Raw genomic sequence first — 21,866 nt, 5'->3', positions numbered from 1 at the left:
GAGGTAGGATATGAAATTATCACAAGTTGAAATAACGGGTTTTAAATCATTTCAGGGTAAAACAATATTCAAATTTGATAACAATTTGATAGGTGTTGTAGGCCCGAATGGTTCTGGAAAAAGTAATATCATTGATGCTATTAGATGGGTACTAGGAGAACAATCGGCTAAAAATTTACGTGGTAGTAGCATGAAAGATGTTATCTTTTCAGGAACAGAACAAGCTAAAAAGAAAAATTTCGCAGAAGTTTCACTGACTTTTAGTAATGAACAGAGTAATAGAGAAATAAAACGACGTTTGTATCGTAACGGGGATAGTGAATATTTTATTGATAATAAAAGAGCTAAACTGAAAGATATTAGTGATTTGTATCTTGATTTCGGTATTAACAAAGAAAGTTACAGTATTATCACGCAAGGGAAAGTGGAGGATATTATATCTTCAAAACCGATTGACAGACGAGCTATAATTGAAGAAGCATCCGGTGTGTTAAAGTATAAAAATAAGAAGAAAGAAACTAACACAAAACTTGAAAAAACAACGGATAATATTAATCGGCTAAATGATATTTTTTCAGAAATAAAAGAACGTTATATAACGTTGGAAGAACAAAAAAATAAAACTGAAAATTATTTAGCATATACTAAAGAACTTGAAAAAAAGGATATTTTGATTAATATTTATAATATTGATGAGTACAACAAAAAATTAAAAAAAATATTAAATGAAAAAGCTAATGTTCAAAACGAAAAAGAAATCTTTGAAAAAAAGCAAAATGAATTAATAAAGAATTTAGAATATAATAAAAATAGTTTGATGTATTTAGATAAGACATATTTAAAGTATCATAACGAGGAATTGGAATTAGTTCAAAAAAGAGAAAGTACTCAGTCAGAACTGAGAGTTATCGAGGAACGAAAAAACAACAGAAATCTTAGAACTGAAAAATTGGAACAAGATGAAGAATATTTGAGGACAAGAAAGAAAAATTTTGAAATTAAACTAAAAGAGAGAAAATTAACGGAAAGCGAATTATTGGAGAAAATAAAAAAACTGTCTTTAGAAATTTCCAAGTTAGAAAATAAAGATAATAATATATCAGAAATAATAACACAAAATATAGAAGATATTAAAGATAAATATTACAGCCTTACCATAGAAGAAACAAAATTAGAAAATAGTATAGAAACAGCAAAAAGAGATTTTGAAAATTTTGATGAAAATTATAAAAATTTAGTTAGTGAAATTGAAACTTTGGAAAAGAGTTACAAAGAAAAAAATCATAATCTTTCTGTGCTAATTGATGATTTAGGAAGTATAAATAACAAATTAAAAGAGCATGATGAAATTACTTCAAAACTACTTAGTAAAAACATTCAATATTTAGAAGAAGAAAAACAATTTGATGAACAGTTAAAAACAGGATATAGTTTTCATAGTAATTTGATAAATCGCAAAAAATTTTTAGAGGATCAAATTAATAATCTTAGTTTTTACAATATTGGTGTTAAAGAAATTTTGACCAATAAAGATATAATCTCCGGTATTCATAATAGTGTTGCTAATATAATGACAATTGATAATGAATACGCAATCGCTTTGGATATGGCATTGGGATATTCTCAACAAAATATTGTTGTTGATAATGAAAATGTTGCTAAAAAATGTATAGAACAATTAAAGAAAACTAATAAGGGTAGGGTTACATTTTTACCGTTAAATAATATTAAGTCAAAAGTGATAAATAGAGATATTTATAAGATTCTTGTTAATGAAGAGGGTTTTATTAATATAGCAGAAGAATTGGTTAAGGCAGATGATTGTTATAAAAACATAATTTCCTATTTGTTAGGGTTAGTTATCGTTGTGGATAATATTGATAATGCGAATCGCATTGCAAGAAAAATAGGTTTTAAAAATCGTATTATTACCCTTGACGGGCAAGTAATTAATAGTGGTGGTTCTATTACCGGTGGGGCTGTTAACAAAAATAGTAATTCTCTTATAAAAACTAATTCAGAATTAGAAGAGTTAGAAAATAATTTGATAAAAATAAATTCAAAAATTGAAACATTAACTGCAAAATATGAAAACATAGTAAACTTGAACAGAGAAATAGTAGTTAAGATAGATAATGAAAAGCAAAAAAAATCAGATTTAAATCTGAAACAAAAGGAAACAGAACTGAAGATAGAACATTTGAAAAATGAATTAATACCTCTAAATGCCAATATTGAAATAAATAAGAAAAAATTATTAAGATATAAAAATACAGATAGTGAATTTGAAAATATTTCGTTTTTAGTTAAAAAACTAAAAGAAACAAGAATAACTTTAAAAGAATTGAGCGTTGAATTAGAAAAAGAAAAATTAAAAAGGGAAAATGTAGAACTTGAAGAAAATGAATATTTAGAAAAAATAGCAAAGCTTAAAATAGAAAAATCAAAAATAGCAGAAACTTTAAAGTACTCAAATGAAACTATAGAAAATTTAACTGCTGATATTATAGATATAGATGAGCAGCTGGAAAAATTAGAAATTTCTAAGAAAACTGAGATACTTAGTGTTGAAGAAGAAAAAGAAATTTTCGAAAACAATAGTAACCTTATTATTGAATATAATGATAAATTGGATATGATAAAAGGTTTATTGACAGATTTAGATTTTGAGAAAAGTGATTTGTTTAAAAAGGAAAAAGAAATTACACAAGAACAACAAGTTAATAATGAGAAACTTAAGGAAAAAACATTTCATTTTGAGCAACTAACTATTTCTCAAACAAAAATAGAAGTGAAAATTGATGAATTTTTGGAAAATCTGATTTCTAATTACAATGTAACATATGAAAGTGTAAAGGAAAAACTCGGTGAAGAAGATAGATTGAATATTCATATTTATAAAAATGAGGTGGAAAACCTGAAAAAAAATATACTTAATCTTGGAAATGTAAATATGAATGCAATAATAGAATTTGAGGAGATTAAAGAACGCTACGATTTTTATAGCGAGCAAATTACAGATTTAATCGATGCTAAAGAAAAACTTGAGAAAACAATTATAGAAATAGATAAAGAAGTAAAAGAAAGATTTTTAGGAACTTTTGTTCAAGTGACAGAAAATTTTAATAAGATATTTAAGGAATTATTCAAAGGTGGATATGCAAATATGTCATTAGAAACTCCGAATGATATATTAAATACCGGAATTGTAATTGAAGCATCACCGCCCGGGAAAAAATTACAAAATCTTTCGTTACTTTCCGGCGGCGAAAAATCGTTAACAGCAATTAGCTTATTATTTGCAATATTAAAAGTGAAAAATCCACCATTTGTTGTATTAGATGAGGTGGAGGCTGCGTTGGATGAGGAAAATGTAAATAGATTTTCGAAGTTTTTAAAAATTTATTCTACTAATAATCAATTTTTGATAATTACTCATAGACGAGGAACAATGGAAGTTATGGATAAACTTTATGGTGTTACAATGAAAGAAAAAGGTATTAGCTATATATTAGAGTTGGAATTAAAGGATATAGTAGAGAAAGGAGAATATAACTAATGGCAAGTTTTTTTGAAAAGTTAAAAAATAAGTTTGCTAATAAAGAGGAGCTAAATGAAGAATTAATTTCTTTGGATGAGTACGAAGAGTTTGTTGAAACGCAACTCGTTACAGAAAAATTTAAAAAAGGTTTGAAAAAATCACGTGATAATTTTTCGAATGCACTTAATAATTTAATAAGTTCTTATAGGGAAATAAATGAAGAATTTTTTGAAGATTTGGAAGAACTTCTTATACAGTCCGATGTAAGTTATAATACTGTGTTGGAGCTGGTTGATTATTTAAAAGAAGAATCACAAAAAAGAAATTTAAAAGAACCCAGTGAGCTTCAAGATATGATTATTGAAAAATTAGTTGATGTGTATATGGAAGGAACAGTAAAGTCGGAATTAAACTATGCACAAAATGAAGAATTAACAGTTTTCTTATTTGTTGGAGTAAATGGAGTGGGAAAAACAACATCAATAGGAAAATTAGCTCATAATTTGAAAAAAGAAGGGAAAAAAGTTCTAATTGCTGCCGGGGATACATTTAGAGCAGGAGCGATTGATCAGCTTGATGTTTGGGCAAAAAGAAGCGGTGCTGATATTATAAAATCACATGAAGGTGCTGATGCGGCAGCAACGATTTTTGATGCTATTCAATCGGCAAAGGCAAAAGGATATAATGTTTTATTATGTGATACAGCGGGGAGACTTCAAAATAAAAATAATTTGATGAAAGAGTTGGAAAAAATAGTTAGAGTTATAAAAAAAGAAATACCGGAAGCTCCGCATGAAGTATTGTTGACTATTGATGCAACAACAGGTCAAAACGGAATTTTACAAGCAAAAACTTTTAAAGAAGTCAGTGATGTAACGGGGGTAATCTTAACGAAATTGGACGGAACTGCAAAAGGTGGAATTGTAATTGCCATAAAAAAAGAATTAAACATTCCTGTGAAATTAGTTGGTCTTGGAGAAAACATTGATGACTTAGAAGTATTTGATCCTGAACAATATATTTACGGTTTATTTTATAAGGAAAAAGAAGAAAATTCAAAAGAAAATGAAAACGAGTAAAAATATATAATTTATATTTTGAAAAAGACTATTCCAAAGGGGTTAATTTGTTATGAAAGTTCCTAATATTAAAGTTAGATAAATAGTTTATAGGTATCAAAGTTTGTTTTACAAAAATTTTTATCATTCAGTAAATTTTGAGAGATGACTTTCTAGAATTATGCTTCAAGGAATCATAATTTTTGAATCATCTCTTTTTTGAGCAAAATACTAGATGAGTATTTATATATAAAGTAAAATATTAGTAGTGATAGGAAATTTATTAATAATAAAGGAATGATAGAGATGAAAAAAACGTTTGAGCAACATTTAGAGAATTTTACTGAAATAACAGCAGAAATTGCCTTAGAAAAAATAAATACAGAAGATAAATTCATTTTGTTTATCGGAAGATCAAGTTGTCCTTTTTGTAGAAAGTTTATGCCAAAACTCAGTGAAGTAGTGGTTGAGAATAATTTTAAGGCATATTTTATTAATAGTCAAAATTCTGATGATATAGTAAATATAGAAAAATTAAGAGAAAAATATTCAATCAAGACAGTTCCGGGACTTTTGGTAGCAAAGAATAATGTAGTAAAAGTTGTGTGCAATTCGGGATTATCAAAAGAAGAAATAAAAGAATTTATTAATTAAATTTAAAAACTACCATAATAAGAGTGTTTCGAAAGAGATACTCTTATTTTTTTATTTAAAAAACGGAATAATTATTCGAAAAGTGTAAAAAGTAAAAAATAAAAAAAATTTTTTAATAATTACCATAAAATAGTGGAAAAAAGTGGGGAAATGTGGTAAATTATAGAAGTAAGGTGGTGAAAGTAGTGTTTATAGGTCAATATAATAATAAAATGGATTCAAAAGGAAGACTTAGTATCCCAATAAAATTTCGTGAAGTGTTGGGAGAAAAATTTATTATAACAAGAGGATTGGACTCTTGTTTATTTGGCTATTCACTACAGGAGTGGCAAAAAGTTGAAAGTAAAATAAAATCACTACCTATTACTAAAAAAAATGCTCGTACGTTTCAACGATTCTTCTTTTCCGGTGCAGTCGAAGTTGAAATTGATAGACAAGGAAGAATAAATATACCTAATTCACTGATAGAACATGCAACATTAAAAAAAGAGTGCGTAGTAAATGGTTTATCAAATAGAATAGAGATTTGGGATAAACAACGTTGGGAAAACTTACTTATTGAAAGTGAAGAGAGTGTAGAAGAGATTGCAGAAGAATTGGAAGATTTTGATTTTTAAAATGGAGAATTTAGATGTTTAAACATTATAGTGTGTTATTGAATGAAGCGGTAGACGGGTTAAATATAAAAGAAGACGGAATTTATGTTGATTGTACTTTAGGGGGTGCGGGGCATAGTTTAGAAATTCTAAAGAAGTTAACTACCGGAAAACTCTATGCTTTTGATCAAGATAATATAGCATTAGAAAATGCAAAGGTAAAATTGGCTGATTATAGTGATAAAGTTGTCTTTATAAAATCGAATTTTGAATATTTAAAAGAAAAATTATCGGAATTGGGTGTAGAAAAAGTAGACGGTATTTTATATGATTTAGGTGTTTCATCTCCTCAACTGGATACTCCGGAACGTGGATTTAGTTATAATTATGATACACGACTGGATATGAGAATGGATACAGATGCAAAAATCAGTGCATATGAAATTGTTAATGAGTATAGCTATAATGATTTGGTAAGAATATTTTATCGTTATGGCGAAGAAAAATTTTCAAAGAAAATAGCACGAAATATAGAAAAAAAGAGAGAAATTAAGCCAATAGAAACAACATTTGAATTAGTAGATGTGATAAAAGAATCAATTCCTGCGGCAGCACGCAGAACCGGCGGACATCCGGCAAAACGTATCTTTCAGGCGATACGGATAGCCGTGAATAACGAATTATCGGTTTTTGAAAATTCACTGGAACAAGCTATTGATATAGTAAATGTAGGGGGGCGAATTTCTGTTATTACATTTCATTCACTGGAGGATCGTATTTGTAAACAAATTTTTAATTCTTATGCTAAAAATAAAGATATTCCAAAAAATCTTCCAATATTGCCACAGGACAGTTTGGCAAAATTAAAAATAATTACTAGAAAACCTATTTATCCAAGTAATAAAGAATTAGAGGAAAATAATAGATCACGTAGTGCAAAACTTAGAATAGCACAGGTACAAAGTTAAAATGTTAGGGGAAATAAGAAAAAATGGCAACACTAAAAGTATACAGTAGAGAATATGGTACAAGAAAAGTTCAGGAAAAAGTAAAATTTAATTTGTTGGAAAAAGCAACTTACGGAATTTTTATAGGAGTTATTTTACTTGCTAATGTAGTTATGTTAAACTATAAAGGAGAGTTATATTCTTTAAAAAGTGCTCAGCAAAAAAATGAAGTGGTAATCTCAGAAAAACAAAAAGATAATAATGAACAAAAGGTTGTTATTAATAATTTATCATCATATGAGAGAGTAAAAAAAGTAGCAGAAGCACTGGGAATGAAAATTCAAAAAGATAACACAAAGGTAGTGAGATAATTGAAGAAAAATTCTAAGAAGAAATCTGTAATAAGTCTGTTTATAGATAGAGAAAGTCTGGAACGAAAAGACCATATCTCGAGGGGAAGAACAAAAATTGTATTTTTATTCATTTTTGTTTTTTTCTTTGTATGGGTTGTAATAATAAACATAGGACAAATGATGTTGATTGGAAGTGTTCGTGGTCATAATTTAATGGAATTAGCTGATAAAAAATATAAAATAGATACTAATCTTCAACCTAATCGCGGGAAAATTTATGATAGAAACGGTAATATTTTAGCGGATAACATAGAATCATATAAACTTGTTGCAGTTGTTTCCGATAAAGCAACAGAGGATAATAATGATCCTCATCATGTTGTAGATGTTGATAAAACTGCGGAGGAATTGGCTAAATTTATAAAATTAGATAAGAGCAAAATAAAAGAAATTCTTGAGAAAAAAGGTGTCTATCAGGTAGAATTTGGAAGTCAAGGTAAAGATATAAGTGTAGAAAATAAGAAAAAAATAGAAGAACTAAAACTTCCCGGGATACAGTTTATAGCAACCACAAAACGTTATTATCCAAACGGCAGTATGTTAGGAAATTTTTTAGGATTTGCTCAAAATTCACCGGATAGCGATTTAATAACGGGTAGATTAGGTGTAGAAAAAACTTTTGACTACTATCTAAGAGGTAAAGAAGGTCATATCACCTATGCTAAAGATGCGTGGGGGAAGGTTGTATCAAATATTCCTAAGGTTGAGATTAAGCCGGTAGACGGTGCGGATATACATTTAACAATTGATAAAAATATTCAAAGTTATATAGATAATAGTTTAAAAGATATTCAAGAAAAATATAAACCGGAAAGTGCTTTTGCTATAGCGGTGAGCGCAAAAACCGGAGAAATATTAGGCTTGGGACAAAGTCCTGCATTTAATCCTAATACTCAAGAAAATCTTGAACATGCTTGGGCAAATATATTTTACAATTCAGCATATGAACCCGGTTCAACGCTTAAAACATTTACAATGTCTATTATGGTAGAAAATAACCTGTATAATCCTAATAGTTACTACAAATCTGGTTCGTACAAAGTGGAAGATGCAACAATTTATGACTGGAATAAAACAGGATGGGGAACTATTACTCATAGACATGGATTTCAACAATCTTCAAATACTTTAATGTTAACCCTTCTTCAAGGATTGGGAACTGAAAAATTAAAAACCGGCTTAGAAAACTTCGGTTTTGGGAAATCAACCAATTCATTATTTAATAATGAGGCATCGGGAGATTTGGTATTTAACAACAAAGTTTCCGCTTCTACAACAGTCTTTGGACAAGGTAGTACGGTTACGGCTATGCAGATGATCCAAGCGGAAACAGCAATTTTAAATGACGGTCAGATGCTGGCGCCATATTTTTTACAAAAAATTCATGACAAAACTATTAATAAAGATGTAAATATTGGTGGTAAAAAAATAGTAGGAACACCAATATCAAAATCTACAGCTGATACCATGAAAGAAAAATTGTATGGTGTTGTTAATGGACAATGGGCACAAGGTGGTAGAAGATACCAAGTTGATAATTATAGTATTTCAGGAAAAACGGGAACCGCCGAGGTGGTTGATCCTAAAACCGGTACTTATTACAAGAGTCCATATAAAGTTTTTCATTCATTTTTAGGCTATGCACCGAGCGAAAATCCTGAAGTAATTTTGTATGTTGGAATGAAAGTGCCAACTAAAAATTTAGGAGAAAGTAACGCAAAAGCTGTATCAGAATTATTTAAACCAATAATGGAAAATACTCTGAATTATTTGGATGTCAAGAAAAATTCTGAAGAAAAAATGGAAGAAAAATTTACCATGGATAATTATGAAAACAGCAATGTAAACGCAGCTATTACTGGGTTAAGTGCTAAGACAAAAAACGTAATTACAATAGGGGAAGGGACAACTGTAACTAGACAATATCCATCAAAAGGGAATATATTTAAAAAAGATGATAAAGTATTTTTAGTATTATCTACAGAAAACATAAAACTGCCTAACTTTAAGGGGTGGTCAAAAACTGACGTATTAGCTTATGCTAAATTAGCAGGACTTAATATAGAGGTTGAAGGAAATGGATATGCGACAAGTCAAAATATTCAAGCACAGAAAATAGTAACAAAAAATGAAAAAATAAAAGTAAAATTTAGTTAGATATTAATTGGTTGGGTTAAATTTCTTAACTTGGCTAATTATATAAGGAGATAATAATGGATAATTTATTTATCAAAAAGGCGGTTATATTTTTAGCGATTGCTTTTTTGCTAACAGTATTGATGTTACCTAAACTTATTAGGTATTTACATTATTTAAAATTTGGTCAGGAAATAAGAAAAGAAGGACCGGAAAGTCATAAGCATAAAAAAGGAACGCCTACAATGGGAGGAATTTCTTTTATATTAGCAATTATAATTTCTTTGATAGTAGCATCGTTTGTTGACTTTCAGAATTTCAAATATTATTTACTGTTTATTTATACAGCAATATCATTTGCATTGATTGGCTATATAGATGATATGTTGATAGTTGTTAAGAAGAAAAATGACGGTCTGTCACCTAGGAAAAAACTAATGTTACAAATATTGTTTTCGGTAGTATTCTATGTTTTAATTAAAATTATATATGTTGATATAAACTATATAGAAATACCATTTGTAAATTATCAATTAAATATATCTTGGTTGTATGTATTATTTGTTATATTTTGGCAAACCGGCTTTTCAAATGCTGTAAATTTAACAGATGGTTTGGATGGTTTAGCTTCCAGCGTGACTATTATTACTACTTCCACATTTGCTTTGATTGCATACAAAGAAAATAATTTTCCGGTGTTTGTATTTTGTTTAATGATTGTTGGAGCATTATTAGGATTTTTAATTTTTAACAGAAACCCTGCAAAGATTTTTATGGGTGATACAGGATCACTCGCACTTGGTGGAATATTGGCAGCCATTTCTATAATTTTGCATAAAGAAATAGCATTCCTGTTTATTGGCCTGATTTACATATTAGAGACAGCATCAGTAATAATCCAAGTAGCTTATTTTAAAAAAACAGGAAAGAGAATTTTTAAAATGTCACCACTACATCACCATTTTGAATTATCAGGATATGGAGAAGTGAAGACAGTATATTTATTTGTTGCTATAGCTGTAATATCATCAGCTGTTGGATATTTTATAGGAGTAATGTAAAATGAAAGATTTGGAAAATAAAAGGGTATTAGTTCTGGGTTTTGCAAAAAGCGGTTATGCTACAGCAAAAATTTTAAAAAAATTAAATTTTGATGTAATATTAAATGCCAAAGACGATTTATCCAATAATAAAGAAGCACAAGAATTAAAAAACTTAGGTGTAAAAATAGTAGATAGCTCTCATCCGTTATCTTTATTGGAAAATATTGATATTATAGTAAAAAATCCCGGTATACCCTATAAAATAGAAATATTACAAAAAGCATTAGAAAAAGGTATCGATATAATAACAGAAGTGGAATTGGCAAGTACTCTATTTAATGTTGATATGGTGGCAATAACAGGAACTAACGGAAAAACTACAACAACTCAGATGACTTATGATATTTTAAAAAAAGATGGTAAAGATGTTCATTTAGCAGGGAATATCGGATTTCCGGTTATTGAGGTTGCTTATAATTATCCAAATTCGTTAATAGTAACGGAAGTATCATCATTTCAATTAGAGGGAACAATCGACTTTAAACCCTCAATAGCAGCGATAACAAATTTAGGAGTTGGACATTTGGATTATCATGGTAGTTTAGAAAATTATCATAAGGCTAAAAGAAAAATTTATCAAAATCAAACAAAGGAGGATTATTTAATTTTAAATATCAAAGAGAAAGAAAAATTCAATTTAGAAAATATAAATTCAACAGTTGTCTTTTACGATACAAAAGAAAATAATGATGCTGATATTGATGTAAAAAACAAAAAAGTTATTTATAAGGGTATGGAATTATTTGATGTTAGTAAAATAACTTTACCGGGAAACCATAATATAGAAAATGCAATTAATGCTGCATGGATAGCTTATAAAAAAGGTGCAAGCGTAGAAACCATTCAAGAAGTTTTATATAATTTTAAAGGAGTAAAACATAGATTACAATACGTTGGTGAGTATAAAAATATAAAATATTATAATGACTCAAAAGCAACTAATCCGGTGGCAACGACCAATGCTTTATCAGGTTTTGAAAAAAATGTAATTTTATTATGTGGTGGAACTGATAGAGGAATAGACTTTAAAGAGTTAGTGCCTTATTTTAATAAAATAAAGATGATGATTGTTGTCGGTGAAAGTAAAGAAATACTCTATAATCTTGCTGTGGCGAATAATGTAAGATGTGAGCGTGCTGTGAAAATAAAAGACGCCACGATACTTGCAAGTATCTTAGCGGAGGCAGGTGATACAGTATTATTATCATCGGCTTGTGCTTCTTGGGATCAGTATAAATCTTTTGAACAACGTGGAGATGAATTTATAGAAACATTTAATAATATAAAGGATAGATAGATATGAATGCAAAAAATAAAAAATTGCTTTCAAAAATAAATAGCGAAAAAAAACAGACTTCACTAAAAAAAATTAAAAGAAAAAAACATATCGAATTGATTTTGATAACCTCTTTATTTTTAATAGTATTTCTGTTTATTGGTTATATGTTTAGCCCATATACAAAATTAAAAAATATAAATGTTTCGGGCTATAATCAAACGACAGAAGAAGAAATATTATCTGCAGGAGCGGTTGATACAAATTTAAGAACTTGGTCAATAAAAGATGATGAAATAGCCAAAAATATAAAAAATAAATATAATATTTTAAAAAATGTTAAAGTAACTTCAAAAATGCCGAATAATATAACTATTGAAGTGGAAGAATATAAACTTGTTGCACAAAACAAGAAAGAAGATGGGCAGTATGAAGTTATAATGGAGAATGGTGAAACTTATAATGGTGAAATTAGAAATAATTATAGTTTGCCAATTTTAGAAAATTTTAAAAATGATAGAACAAAAGTTTCAGCAGTATATAATAATTTGGCACAATTAAAAGAAGAAATATTAAGCGAAATTTCAGAAATAATTAATGATGAAGGGAAAGAAACTATTACTATTTATATGAAAGATGGTCAAAAAGTAAAAGCATTAAGCTCATCTTTTTCTGAAAAATTAAATTATTATGACAGCATGGCTAAATATATTAAAGATAAAAATAAAACTATATTAAACTTAGTTAATGGAGCATATTTAGAAACTGAAAAAACGGATAAAGAAAAAACAAAAAAAATAAAAGATTTGTTAAGTAAATCCGGTAACGGTGAGTACACTGTAAATAGTGACAATAGTAATTTCAGTACAAAAAATAATACTTTAAAAAATTCAGATGACAATAAAGAAAATAGTACAGAAAAAAGGTCAGCTGAAACAGATACAAAAAAAAATCAAACAAAGTCGCAAAAACAAAAAAAATCTAAGAAAAAATCATATAATCCATAAAAAAGATTGAAGATAGAGAATAAAAAGTATTATCTATTTTCAAATCTTTTTGTTTATAAGAAAGAAGATATTAGGTTGTATAATAAATACGGGGCATGGGGAAAATCCATACCTCGTATTGTTTTTTAATATACAAAAAGACAAATGTCCAATATAATTAAAGTGCAAAAAAATAAACTATGAAAGGATATCTGTCATGAATAATTTTAACACAAAAACAAAAGAAATAAAAGAGGGAGAATTCATTAAAAACCTACTACAAATAAAAGATAAAAATATAACTATTGAGAAAACACATAACGAAACTATAAAAAATAATCAAAAGTACTTTGTATTCAAAAGTACCTTAACATATAAACCCAAGAAGTGTGAATGCTGTGGTTGTCTTAATAAAGGTTATACTGTAGTTAAAAACGGCTTTAATGAACTTACTAGAATTAATCTATTAAAAATATCAGGTATCCCTGCTTATTTGGAACTAAGAAAGCAACGTTTCAAGTGTAAAACTTGTAATAAAAAATTTGTAGCTACTACTTCTTTTGTAGATAAATACTGTAGTATTTCTAAAAATGTTAAGTTTTCTATAATGAGTGATTTAGCTGATACTTTATCTTTTAAACAAATAGCCAAAATGAATAATGTATCGGTTAATATTGTTATAAGAACTCTTTATAAATGTAAATCCCATGTAGACATTCTTAACTATAATACCTTACCTGAGTATTTATGCTTTGATGAGTTAAAGTTTACTAAAGATAGTAAAAATGGTATGAGTTTTATTTTTTTAGATGCTTTAACTCATGAGATTATTGATATAGTTGATGGTAGAACTGAGTATATTTTAAATAATTATTTTTCCAGATTTTCTAAAGAGGCTAGAAGTAATGTTAAGGCTATTTGTATTGATATTTATACTCCTTATATGAAGTTGATTAGAAATAAGTTTCCTAATGCTGAAATTGTTATAGATAGGTTTCATATTATTCAAAATGTTAATAGAGAACTTTATTCAAAATGTTAATAGAGAACTTAATAGAACTAGAGTTAAGCTAATGAATATTTACAAAAAACAAAAAGGTATTAATTATACTCTTTTAAAAAATAATTGGAAGTTAATATTAGAAGATGAAAGTAATGTTACTCATGGTAGGTTTTTCTTTAATAGGAGTTTTAGGAGTTTAGTTACTAGACGTGATATTTTAGATTATTTATTAGGATTAGATTGTATATTTAAGGCTAGCTATGAGAGAGTTCAGGATATTAGATATGCAATAAGGTATAGAAATGAGTTGGAGTTTAAAGAATTAATTGAAAAATCTACTATCGATTTATCTGATGGTGTTAGTAAGGCTATTAATACTATGAGAAAACATAAAGGGTATATGCTTAATAGTGTTAGGTATTCTATTTCTAATGGTTCTTTGGAGGGTATTAATAATAAGATAAAGGTTTTAAAGAGAGTTTCTTATGGTTATAATAGCTTTTATAACTTTAGATTACGCATTTTAGTTGTTTCTAGGTTATTTGTTTCTGAGTATAAAAATAATATTTCTTTTAAGGGCGTTTTGAAAAATGCCAAGCAACACTGCATTGCTTAGCATTTTATCCTTATTTTTTCTCATGCCCCGTATTTGACACAGAGCCAGATATTAAAGCCAAATTTTATAGTATTTTAAAATTAAATAACTACTAAATAAATTTTTTATTATAAGAAACAAATAATTTAATAAATTTTAATTTTTTTATTGTTTTTGATATTTTTTTTTTGAAATTTGTGTTATAATTTAGTATGTGTAAATAGAATTGGCGAGTATTTACAATTTTATAAATTATATAACTAGAAACATAAGGAAGGAGTGTTTGACTTGAGTTCACAATTATATACTTCGATTGATCTGGGTTCATCTAGTATTAAGGTGATTATAGCAGATGTTGTATATGAAAAATTGAATATTCTCGGTGTCGGTGTTGTAAAGACTACTGCAATTAAGCGGGGAAATATTATTGATGTTGAGTCTGCAACAAGAGATATTCAAAAAGCGATTGATATTGCTAAAAGTGAAGCTAATAAGGATATACGATCATTATATGTAGCTGTTCCAAGTATACACACTCATATAAAAAAAAGTGTAGCGGAAATTAAATTTGATACAAAACATGACATAGATGGTAGAGATATAGAAGAGGTAATAGAAGAAGCAAAAATATTACCGTTGCCTAGGGAAAGAGAAGTAGTTCAAGTGATACCGGATTATTATCGACTTGATGATATTGAGCGTATTAGAAAGCCGAAAGGAATGACGGTTCATAATTCTTTTGAAGTGACGGGGAATAGAGTATTAACTTCTAAAACGCATCTTCATACTATTTATAAGTGTATAGAAAATTTGAGATTGGACTGTAATGAAACATTTTGTACATCACATTCATTAGGAGAATTGCTTCTAAATGATGAAGAGAAAGATTATGGTTCGGTTATTATTGATATAGGTGCAGGACTTACAACCGTCAGTTATTTTGAAGATGGAATACTTCAATTATCGCAATCAATAGAGTTGGCAGGTGAAGATATTACCAGAACTATATCTGATGTTTTAAACGTCCCAATGAAAAGAGCGGAAGAAATAAAGGTAACACAAGGACATGCTTTTTATGATACTGCATCTTCTCAAGTAGTGATAGAACTTGAAAATTTAGAGCCGGATGAAGAACCGTATACTCAAAAAGAATTAGCAGATTACATAGAAGAAGTTGTTGAGGAAATTATTTTACGTTCATTTGATGCTTTACGAAAAGCGGGGATAAACAGAGTAAAAGGTAACGTTGTTCTGACAGGTGGAACAACTCTTATGCCCGGCGTTTTGGAATTGGCAAAAGATATGTTGAGAAAAATGAATGTCAGAATAGGATCGCCTAAAATTATAGGTGCAAATTCACCTGAACTTTCAGTAGTTGTCGGTACTTTAACAAGTAGTTACAAAATTGAATCATTATTTGGTTATCAATTGGTAGACGAGGCTACTACGATAAAAGATACTAATACAACATTTGAAAATGTAAAGGTTATAGAAGAAATACCAAGAATGTCGGCATCTGAAGAAACTTCAAAGGTGACCGATAATGTTCATGCGGAAGAATATCATGAAGATAATGAAAAAGAAAACGAAGAAAAAGGAATATTTAGTAAATTAACAAAAATGTATAATTCATTTTTTGAGTAATAATTTAGGAGGAAATATAAATTATGTTAGAAGCATTTGATCAATCAGCAGTAATTAAAGTAGTTGGAGTCGGTGGTGGCGGTGGAAATGCCGTTGATCGCATGGTAGAGAGCGGAATTCAAAATGTAGAATTTATTGCGGTAAACACAGATGCACAAGCACTAAGACGTTCTAAAGCAGATGTAAAGATTCAAATTGGTGAAAAATTAACTAAAGGTCTTGGAGCAGGAGCGAATCCTGAAGTAGGGCGTAAAGCGGCTGAAGAAACTAAAGATAAAATAGAAGCAGCGTTAGAAGGTGCTGATATGGTATTTGTCACTTCCGGAATGGGAGGGGGAACCGGTACAGGTGCAGCACCAATTGTAGCAAGTATTGCAAAAGAATTAGGTGCATTGACAGTAGGTGTAGTTACTCGTCCGTTCAATTTTGAAGGTAAAAAAAGACAAGTACAATCAACAGCAGGAATTAATTCATTAAAAGGTGCGGTTGATACGCTTATCGTTATTCCAAATGATAGATTGTTGGATATTGTTGATAAATCTACTCCAATGTTACAAGCATTTATTGAAGCTGATAATGTACTTCGTCAAGGGGTTCAGGGTATTTCTGATTTAATTAATGTTTCAGGTACTGTTAACTTGGATTTTGCAGATGTAAAAGCTATTATGGCAGATCAAGGCTCTGCACTAATGGGTATTGGGGTAGCTTCTGGCGAAAATAGAGCTATTGAAGCTGCTAAGAGAGCTATTTCTTCTCCTTTATTGGAAACTTCTATTGTTGGAGCAAAAGGTGTATTATTAAATATCACAGGTGGACCTTCATTAAGTCTGTTTGAAGCACAAGCAGCAGCTAGTATTGTTCAAGAAGCCAGTGATGATGAAGTAAATATGATTTTTGGTACAGTATTTAACGATGAATTGGAAAAAACAGACGAAATTATTGTTACTGTAATTGCTACAGGATTTGAAGAAGACGGTGTAAGTGTGGAAAGAGATATATTACAACAACGTCCGGCACAACCCGAAGCAAGTTCATTTACTAGCGGTTATGGTAAAAACGAAGTAGAACAAGAAATGTACCCACGTCCAAGAAGACGTGCTAGAAGAGAGATATAATAAAATGAAATAATTAGTATAGGTAAAAATATCTATACTAATTATTTTGATTGTTAGGTTTATAGTGATATGGTACTTTTAGTAACGAACTTTAATTTTAAATTTATGATGAATTGTAAATAAAAATATATCACAAGTGCTTATATTACTTACGATTGGTTTAAAAAATTTGTATATAAATATATAATTTTTATAAAACTCTTGAAAATTGTTAGATAATATAATATAATTATAGCAAGTTTGATAAAGACATGATTATTATAAATTGATTAATAGAGAGAAGTTGGCTGGTGAAAAACTTTATGAGATTGTAGTAATTATCACTTTTGACATTAACAATTATATAAATAATGAGTGCTCTTAGTATGAGTTAAGTGAGGTGGTACCGTGGAATATTTCCGCCCTCTTCTAAATTACTAAGGGTTTTTTAATTTGAAAGGAGCTAACAATGGTAGAATTAAAAGATACTTTATTAATGCCGAAAACAAAATTTCCAATGCGTGGAAATTTACCAAATAAAGAACCGGAATTTTTAAAACGCTGGGCTGAAATGGATTTATATCGAAAAATTTTAGAAAAAAATGCAGAAAAACCAACTTATGTATTACATGACGGTCCTCCTTATGCAAATGGTAATATTCATATCGGACATGCGTTAAATAAAATATTAAAAGACTTTATCGTTAAATATAAAAATATGAACGGATTTTTATCAAATTATGTACCGGGGTGGGATACGCATGGTCTTCCTATTGAACAGGTATTGGTAAATAACGGTGTTGATAGAAAATCTATGCCGGCTACAAAATTTAGAAATAAATGTAAAGATTACGCATTGAAACAAATTGACAAACAGCGTACAGACTTTAAGAAGCTTGGCGTTATAGGAGATTGGGATAACCCATATATTACGTTAGATCCAAAGTTTGAAGCTGAACAAATTCGTGTATTTGGTAAAATGGTAGATAAAGGATATATCTATAAGGGATTGAAACCTATTTATTGGTCGCCATCATCAGAATCTGCTTTAGCAGAGGCGGAAATTGAGTATAGGGAACATACATCGCCATCTATTTATGTGACTTTTGAGTTAATTAGCGAAAATGGTTCAGTTGAAAAAGGAACGAAATTTGTTATTTGGACGACAACCCCGTGGACATTACCGGCTAACTTAGGTATTGCTGTTCATCCGGATTTTGAGTACCAAGTAATTAAACATAATAATGAAAGTTACTTAGTGGCGAAAGAACGCGTGGCATATTTGGCAGATAAATTCGGCTGGGAAGAATATGAATTAGGTGAAGTGTTATTAGGAAAGGATTTGGAATATCTATTATGTAAGCATCCATTCTTAGATAGAACATCTACATTAATTTTAGCTGATTACGTCACATTGGATTCAGGTACCGGCTTGGTACATACTGCTCCGGGTCACGGACTTGATGACTACCTTGTCGGTCAATTACAATATAAACTCGGGGTATTATCACCCGTTGATAATCAAGGTAATTTAACAAAAGAGGCGGGAGAATTTTCAGGACAATTTGTTTTTGATGCTAACAAAAACATCATTGAGCGTTTAAATGAGTTAGGATTATTATTAAAACAAGAAAATATTACCCATTCGTATCCACATGATTGGCGTACTAAAAAACCTATTATTTTCCGTGCAACACCACAGTGGTTTTGTTCAGTTGAGGCATTTAGAGGTCAACTTTTAGACGCGGTGGATAATACTAAATTTTATAGTGAGTGGGGGAAACCGAGATTATACAATATGATTCGTGATCGTGGAGATTGGGTGATCAGTAGACAACGTGTTTGGGGAGTACCTATTCCTGTATTTTATGCTGAAAACGGTGATGCAATATTAGATAATAATGTTATTGAGCATGTAGCCAAAATTTTTGAAACAGAGGGGTCTAATGTTTGGTTCTACAAAGATGCAAAAGAATTATTGCCGAAAGGCTTTACCCATGTAGGAAGTCCTAACGGAGAGTTTACAAAAGAGATGGATATTATGGATGTTTGGTTCGATTCTGGTACATCACATCAAGGGTGTTGTGCATTACGTGACGATTTAACGTATCCGGCTGATTTATATCTTGAGGGAAGTGATCAATATCGTGGTTGGTTTAATTCATCATTAATTACGTCGGTAGCAGTGTCAGGAGTAGCACCATATAAAGAATTAGTATCAGCAGGATTCGTTATGGATGGAAATGGTAATAAAATGAGTAAATCATTAGGTAATGTCATTTCTCCGAACGATGTAGGTAAACAATTAGGAGCGGAAATTATCCGCCTATGGTCAGCAAGTGTTGACTATACACAAGATGTTCGTATTTCTAATGATATTTTAAAACAGGTATCGGAAACATATAGAAAAATAAGAAATACTTTCCGTTTCTTATTAGGAAATTTATTTAACGGTAGCTTTGATAATAGAAAAGATGTATTGCCTTATGCTGATTTAGAAGAATTGGATAAATACATGATTCTTAAATTTGAAAAAGTTGTATCTAATGTTTTAGACAATTATGAAAAATATCAATTTAATACTTTAGTGAATGAATTAGTAAATTTCTTTAATGTGGAGTTATCTTCATTTTACTTAGATTACGGTAAGGATATTTTATATATCGAAGCGGAAAATTCTCATAAACGTTTAAGCATGTTGACAGTATTATATACAATTTTAAATAAATCTGTTCGATTATTGGCGCCTATTTTGTCATTTACTGCAGAAGAAATTTATGATAATATGCCTTATGAAGATGCGGAATCTGTGCATTTATTGGATTTTCCTGTTAAAAATGTAATCGTTGATGATGTATTAGAAACGAAGTGGGATAAATTATTAAAAGTAAGAGATGATGTAAATAAAGCGTTAGAAGAAAGTCGTAATGAAAAAGTAATCGGTAAATCATTAGAAGCAGCTGTAGAAATTTACAGTGATAATAAAGAAATAGTAGAATTGTTGAATTCTGTAAATAATTTACACCAATTATTTATTGCAAGTAAAGTAGTAGTTAAGGAAAATGACGGCGTAAACTATGATTATTCACAAGTTAAAATAACAAAAGCAAGCGGTGAACGTTGTGAACGTTGCTGGAATATTGTTGAAACTGTTAATGAAGAACATGTTTGTCATAGATGTGAAAGTATTTTAGCATAGTGTTATAAAAAATAAAGGTTAAGAATTTTAATAAAATTTGCTTATTATTAGTATTAGGAAGTAATTCATTGATTTGAGAATATACTTTAAAATATTTTTTCAAAATTTAATTTAATGAACTGTGAGGGAGCAACTTAATAAAATCTATTTTTAATGAAAAATTGGGTGTATAATAATTAGTGTGGATAAGAAAAATCCATACTAATTATTTTTTTATTTTTAAAAAGATGATTAGAACTAAATAATTGTACATTTAATTACTAAAAAAAGTCTAATCAATAAAAGACTAGACTTTTTGGTAAAGATTATCTAGTTATTAAAATAAAACACCTATCATACTTGCCGGTAGATAAAATAAGTTTTAAAATTAATAAAAAGATAACTTATGCACTCTAGTATGAATACAATATTAATATAACATTAGTAAAAAGGAAAAGCAAGTATTCCTATATCAAACTTGCAGACGGAGAAGACGCTAGCTCTATTGTTTTAATTATTTAAGTAGGTAATAGTTTTAAAGTGCGTTTATCGGTCGAACATTATAGAAATATAATGTAAAGTTGTTATAAATAACAAACAGTATTAAAAGAAATACAAAAAAATTTATAATTTCAAAAAATGTATTAACAAAATATAGTAAATGTACTATAATATAAATATAAGATAGAAAAAATAAAAAAAGAAGAATTAGCCAAGCAACTACCAATCACAGACTAATTCTTCAAATTTAAAGGATTCAATTAACAAGTAATTGAATAAGTTAATTTTAAATTATTTTTTCTAACTTGTCAATAAAAGCAATTAAGGAGAAAAAAGTAATGTTAGAATTAAAATTTAAACACAGAGGATATAATAGATTAGTAGAAATACAAGGAGATACATTTCAAGAAATGTATTATGAATTAAATCAAATGTTAAATTCAATGGAACCTACATTTCAAGAAGATAGATTTATTGAAGATTTAGAACAATTTGATAATGAATATTATAAAAAATTGTTTGAAGAAGATTCGGAAAAAGCGAATGAATATTGGAATTTAATGAAAAAGTTTATTTGTGAAGGAAATTATAAAGATTTTATAGATGATATTTTTTTATGGACAAGATATTAAAGATTATTTAATTCAGTATCATAATGTATATTATTTTGATGAAATAGTAGAATATGATAATTTAAAATATAATTATAAAGATTTAGATAGAGTAAATAAAAAGTTATTATCTACAGGAAAAGTAAAAGTAGATTTTAATGAAAGATTATATACAGAAGATGTTAAATTATATGAGCAATTAGAAATAAAACTTGAAGATAATTAGGCTAGAGGGTAAGGTGTAAAAGCCTTATCCTTTTTTTATTTGCAAAATTTAACGTAAATACGATATAATAAAGTAAATTAGAAAAAAGGAGTTTTTAAAATGGATAAAGAAAAAAGAAATAAGCGAGATAGAGAACTTTATAGAAATAATGAAGAAACTAAGAAAAAAAGAATATATACGAATTTGAAAAGTGGTTCAAAAAGATTTTTAGAAATGGCTACAGATGAACATTTATTAGAATTAGAAAAATTATTAATTCAGGAAAAAATATCTAGAAAATTATAAAAAACACTTGACAGAACAA

18 protein-coding genes are annotated in these 21,866 nt (G+C 28.6%); all 18 read left to right on the top strand.

Annotation, left to right across the window (positions count from 1 at the left end):
- The first annotated feature begins 10 nt into the window (after nt 1–10).
- The 18 genes from smc to BQ7358_RS08320 all read left to right on the top strand — a co-directional run bounded on the left by smc (nt 11) and on the right by BQ7358_RS08320 (nt 21,847).
- On the top strand, nt 11–3,559 hold the full coding sequence (gene smc / locus BQ7358_RS08400) for a chromosome segregation protein SMC (protein ID WP_072520498.1): 3,549 nt from the start codon (nt 11–13) through the stop codon (nt 3,557–3,559).
- Nucleotides 3,559–4,620, top strand: a complete 1,062-nt coding sequence (ftsY, locus tag BQ7358_RS08395) for a signal recognition particle-docking protein FtsY (RefSeq protein WP_072520497.1) — start codon at nt 3,559–3,561, stop codon at nt 4,618–4,620. Before smc ends, ftsY begins: the two co-directional genes overlap by 1 nt.
- 285 nt (nt 4,621–4,905) lie before the next feature.
- Entirely contained in the window at nt 4,906–5,253 is a 348-nt protein-coding gene (locus BQ7358_RS08390; RefSeq protein WP_062173155.1) for a DUF6568 family protein, read from the top strand.
- A 185-nt stretch (nt 5,254–5,438) separates the two neighbouring features.
- Nucleotides 5,439–5,870, top strand: a complete 432-nt coding sequence (mraZ, locus tag BQ7358_RS08385; protein ID WP_062173156.1) for a division/cell wall cluster transcriptional repressor MraZ — start codon at nt 5,439–5,441, stop codon at nt 5,868–5,870.
- 14 nt (nt 5,871–5,884) lie between these two features.
- Complete coding sequence (rsmH, locus tag BQ7358_RS08380; protein WP_062173157.1) at nt 5,885–6,817, top strand: 16S rRNA (cytosine(1402)-N(4))-methyltransferase RsmH; 933 nt, start codon at nt 5,885–5,887, stop codon at nt 6,815–6,817.
- Nucleotides 6,818–6,840: 23 nt separating this feature from the next.
- The gene (locus tag BQ7358_RS08375; protein ID WP_021752678.1) at nt 6,841–7,167 is read left to right on the top strand and encodes a cell division protein FtsL; all 327 of its coding nucleotides are present in this window, start codon (nt 6,841–6,843) and stop codon (nt 7,165–7,167) included.
- The gene (locus tag BQ7358_RS08370) at nt 7,168–9,366 is read left to right on the top strand and encodes a penicillin-binding protein (protein WP_072520496.1); all 2,199 of its coding nucleotides are present in this window, start codon (nt 7,168–7,170) and stop codon (nt 9,364–9,366) included.
- Nucleotides 9,367–9,422: 56 nt separating this feature from the next.
- Entirely contained in the window at nt 9,423–10,406 is a 984-nt protein-coding gene (mraY, locus tag BQ7358_RS08365; RefSeq protein WP_062173159.1) for a phospho-N-acetylmuramoyl-pentapeptide-transferase, read from the top strand.
- Nucleotide 10,407: 1 nt separating this feature from the next.
- A complete protein-coding gene (gene murD / locus BQ7358_RS08360; protein ID WP_062173160.1) occupies nt 10,408–11,745 on the top strand; it encodes a UDP-N-acetylmuramoyl-L-alanine--D-glutamate ligase in 1,338 nt (445 codons plus the stop codon).
- A gap of 2 nt (nt 11,746–11,747) precedes the next feature.
- Complete coding sequence (locus BQ7358_RS08355) at nt 11,748–12,731, top strand: cell division protein FtsQ/DivIB (protein WP_062173161.1); 984 nt, start codon at nt 11,748–11,750, stop codon at nt 12,729–12,731.
- A gap of 196 nt (nt 12,732–12,927) precedes the next feature.
- Nucleotides 12,928–13,752 carry an ISL3 family transposase gene (locus tag BQ7358_RS09090; protein WP_234971577.1) on the top strand — a complete coding sequence of 275 codons (825 nt, stop codon included), beginning with the start codon at nt 12,928–12,930 and terminating at the stop codon, nt 13,750–13,752.
- The gene (locus tag BQ7358_RS09085) at nt 13,721–14,329 is read left to right on the top strand and encodes a transposase (protein WP_231723783.1); all 609 of its coding nucleotides are present in this window, start codon (nt 13,721–13,723) and stop codon (nt 14,327–14,329) included. Before BQ7358_RS09090 ends, BQ7358_RS09085 begins: the two co-directional genes overlap by 32 nt.
- A gap of 258 nt (nt 14,330–14,587) precedes the next feature.
- Nucleotides 14,588–15,952, top strand: coding sequence for a cell division protein FtsA (gene ftsA / locus BQ7358_RS08345; RefSeq protein WP_234971576.1), 1,365 nt, complete (start codon nt 14,588–14,590; stop codon nt 15,950–15,952).
- Between the two features lie 23 nt (nt 15,953–15,975).
- Nucleotides 15,976–17,067, top strand: a complete 1,092-nt coding sequence (gene ftsZ / locus BQ7358_RS08340; RefSeq protein WP_021752684.1) for a cell division protein FtsZ — start codon at nt 15,976–15,978, stop codon at nt 17,065–17,067.
- Nucleotides 17,068–17,515: 448 nt separating this feature from the next.
- Nucleotides 17,516–20,245 carry an isoleucine--tRNA ligase gene (gene ileS, locus BQ7358_RS08335; protein WP_062173163.1) on the top strand — a complete coding sequence of 910 codons (2,730 nt, stop codon included), beginning with the start codon at nt 17,516–17,518 and terminating at the stop codon, nt 20,243–20,245.
- 818 nt (nt 20,246–21,063) lie between these two features.
- Nucleotides 21,064–21,357 carry a hypothetical protein gene (locus BQ7358_RS08330; protein WP_062173164.1) on the top strand — a complete coding sequence of 98 codons (294 nt, stop codon included), beginning with the start codon at nt 21,064–21,066 and terminating at the stop codon, nt 21,355–21,357.
- Nucleotides 21,329–21,562, top strand: a complete 234-nt coding sequence (locus tag BQ7358_RS08325) for a hypothetical protein (RefSeq protein ID WP_062173165.1) — start codon at nt 21,329–21,331, stop codon at nt 21,560–21,562. Before BQ7358_RS08330 ends, BQ7358_RS08325 begins: the two co-directional genes overlap by 29 nt.
- 99 nt (nt 21,563–21,661) lie before the next feature.
- Nucleotides 21,662–21,847 carry a hypothetical protein gene (locus BQ7358_RS08320; RefSeq protein WP_062173166.1) on the top strand — a complete coding sequence of 62 codons (186 nt, stop codon included), beginning with the start codon at nt 21,662–21,664 and terminating at the stop codon, nt 21,845–21,847.
- Nucleotides 21,848–21,866: the final 19 nt, after the last annotated feature.

Origin of the sequence: Gemella massiliensis, assembly GCF_900120125.1 — a bacterium.
Classification (GTDB): domain Bacteria; phylum Bacillota; class Bacilli; order Staphylococcales; family Gemellaceae; genus Gemella; species Gemella massiliensis.
This window is presented reverse-complemented; position numbering and strand designations above follow the sequence as displayed.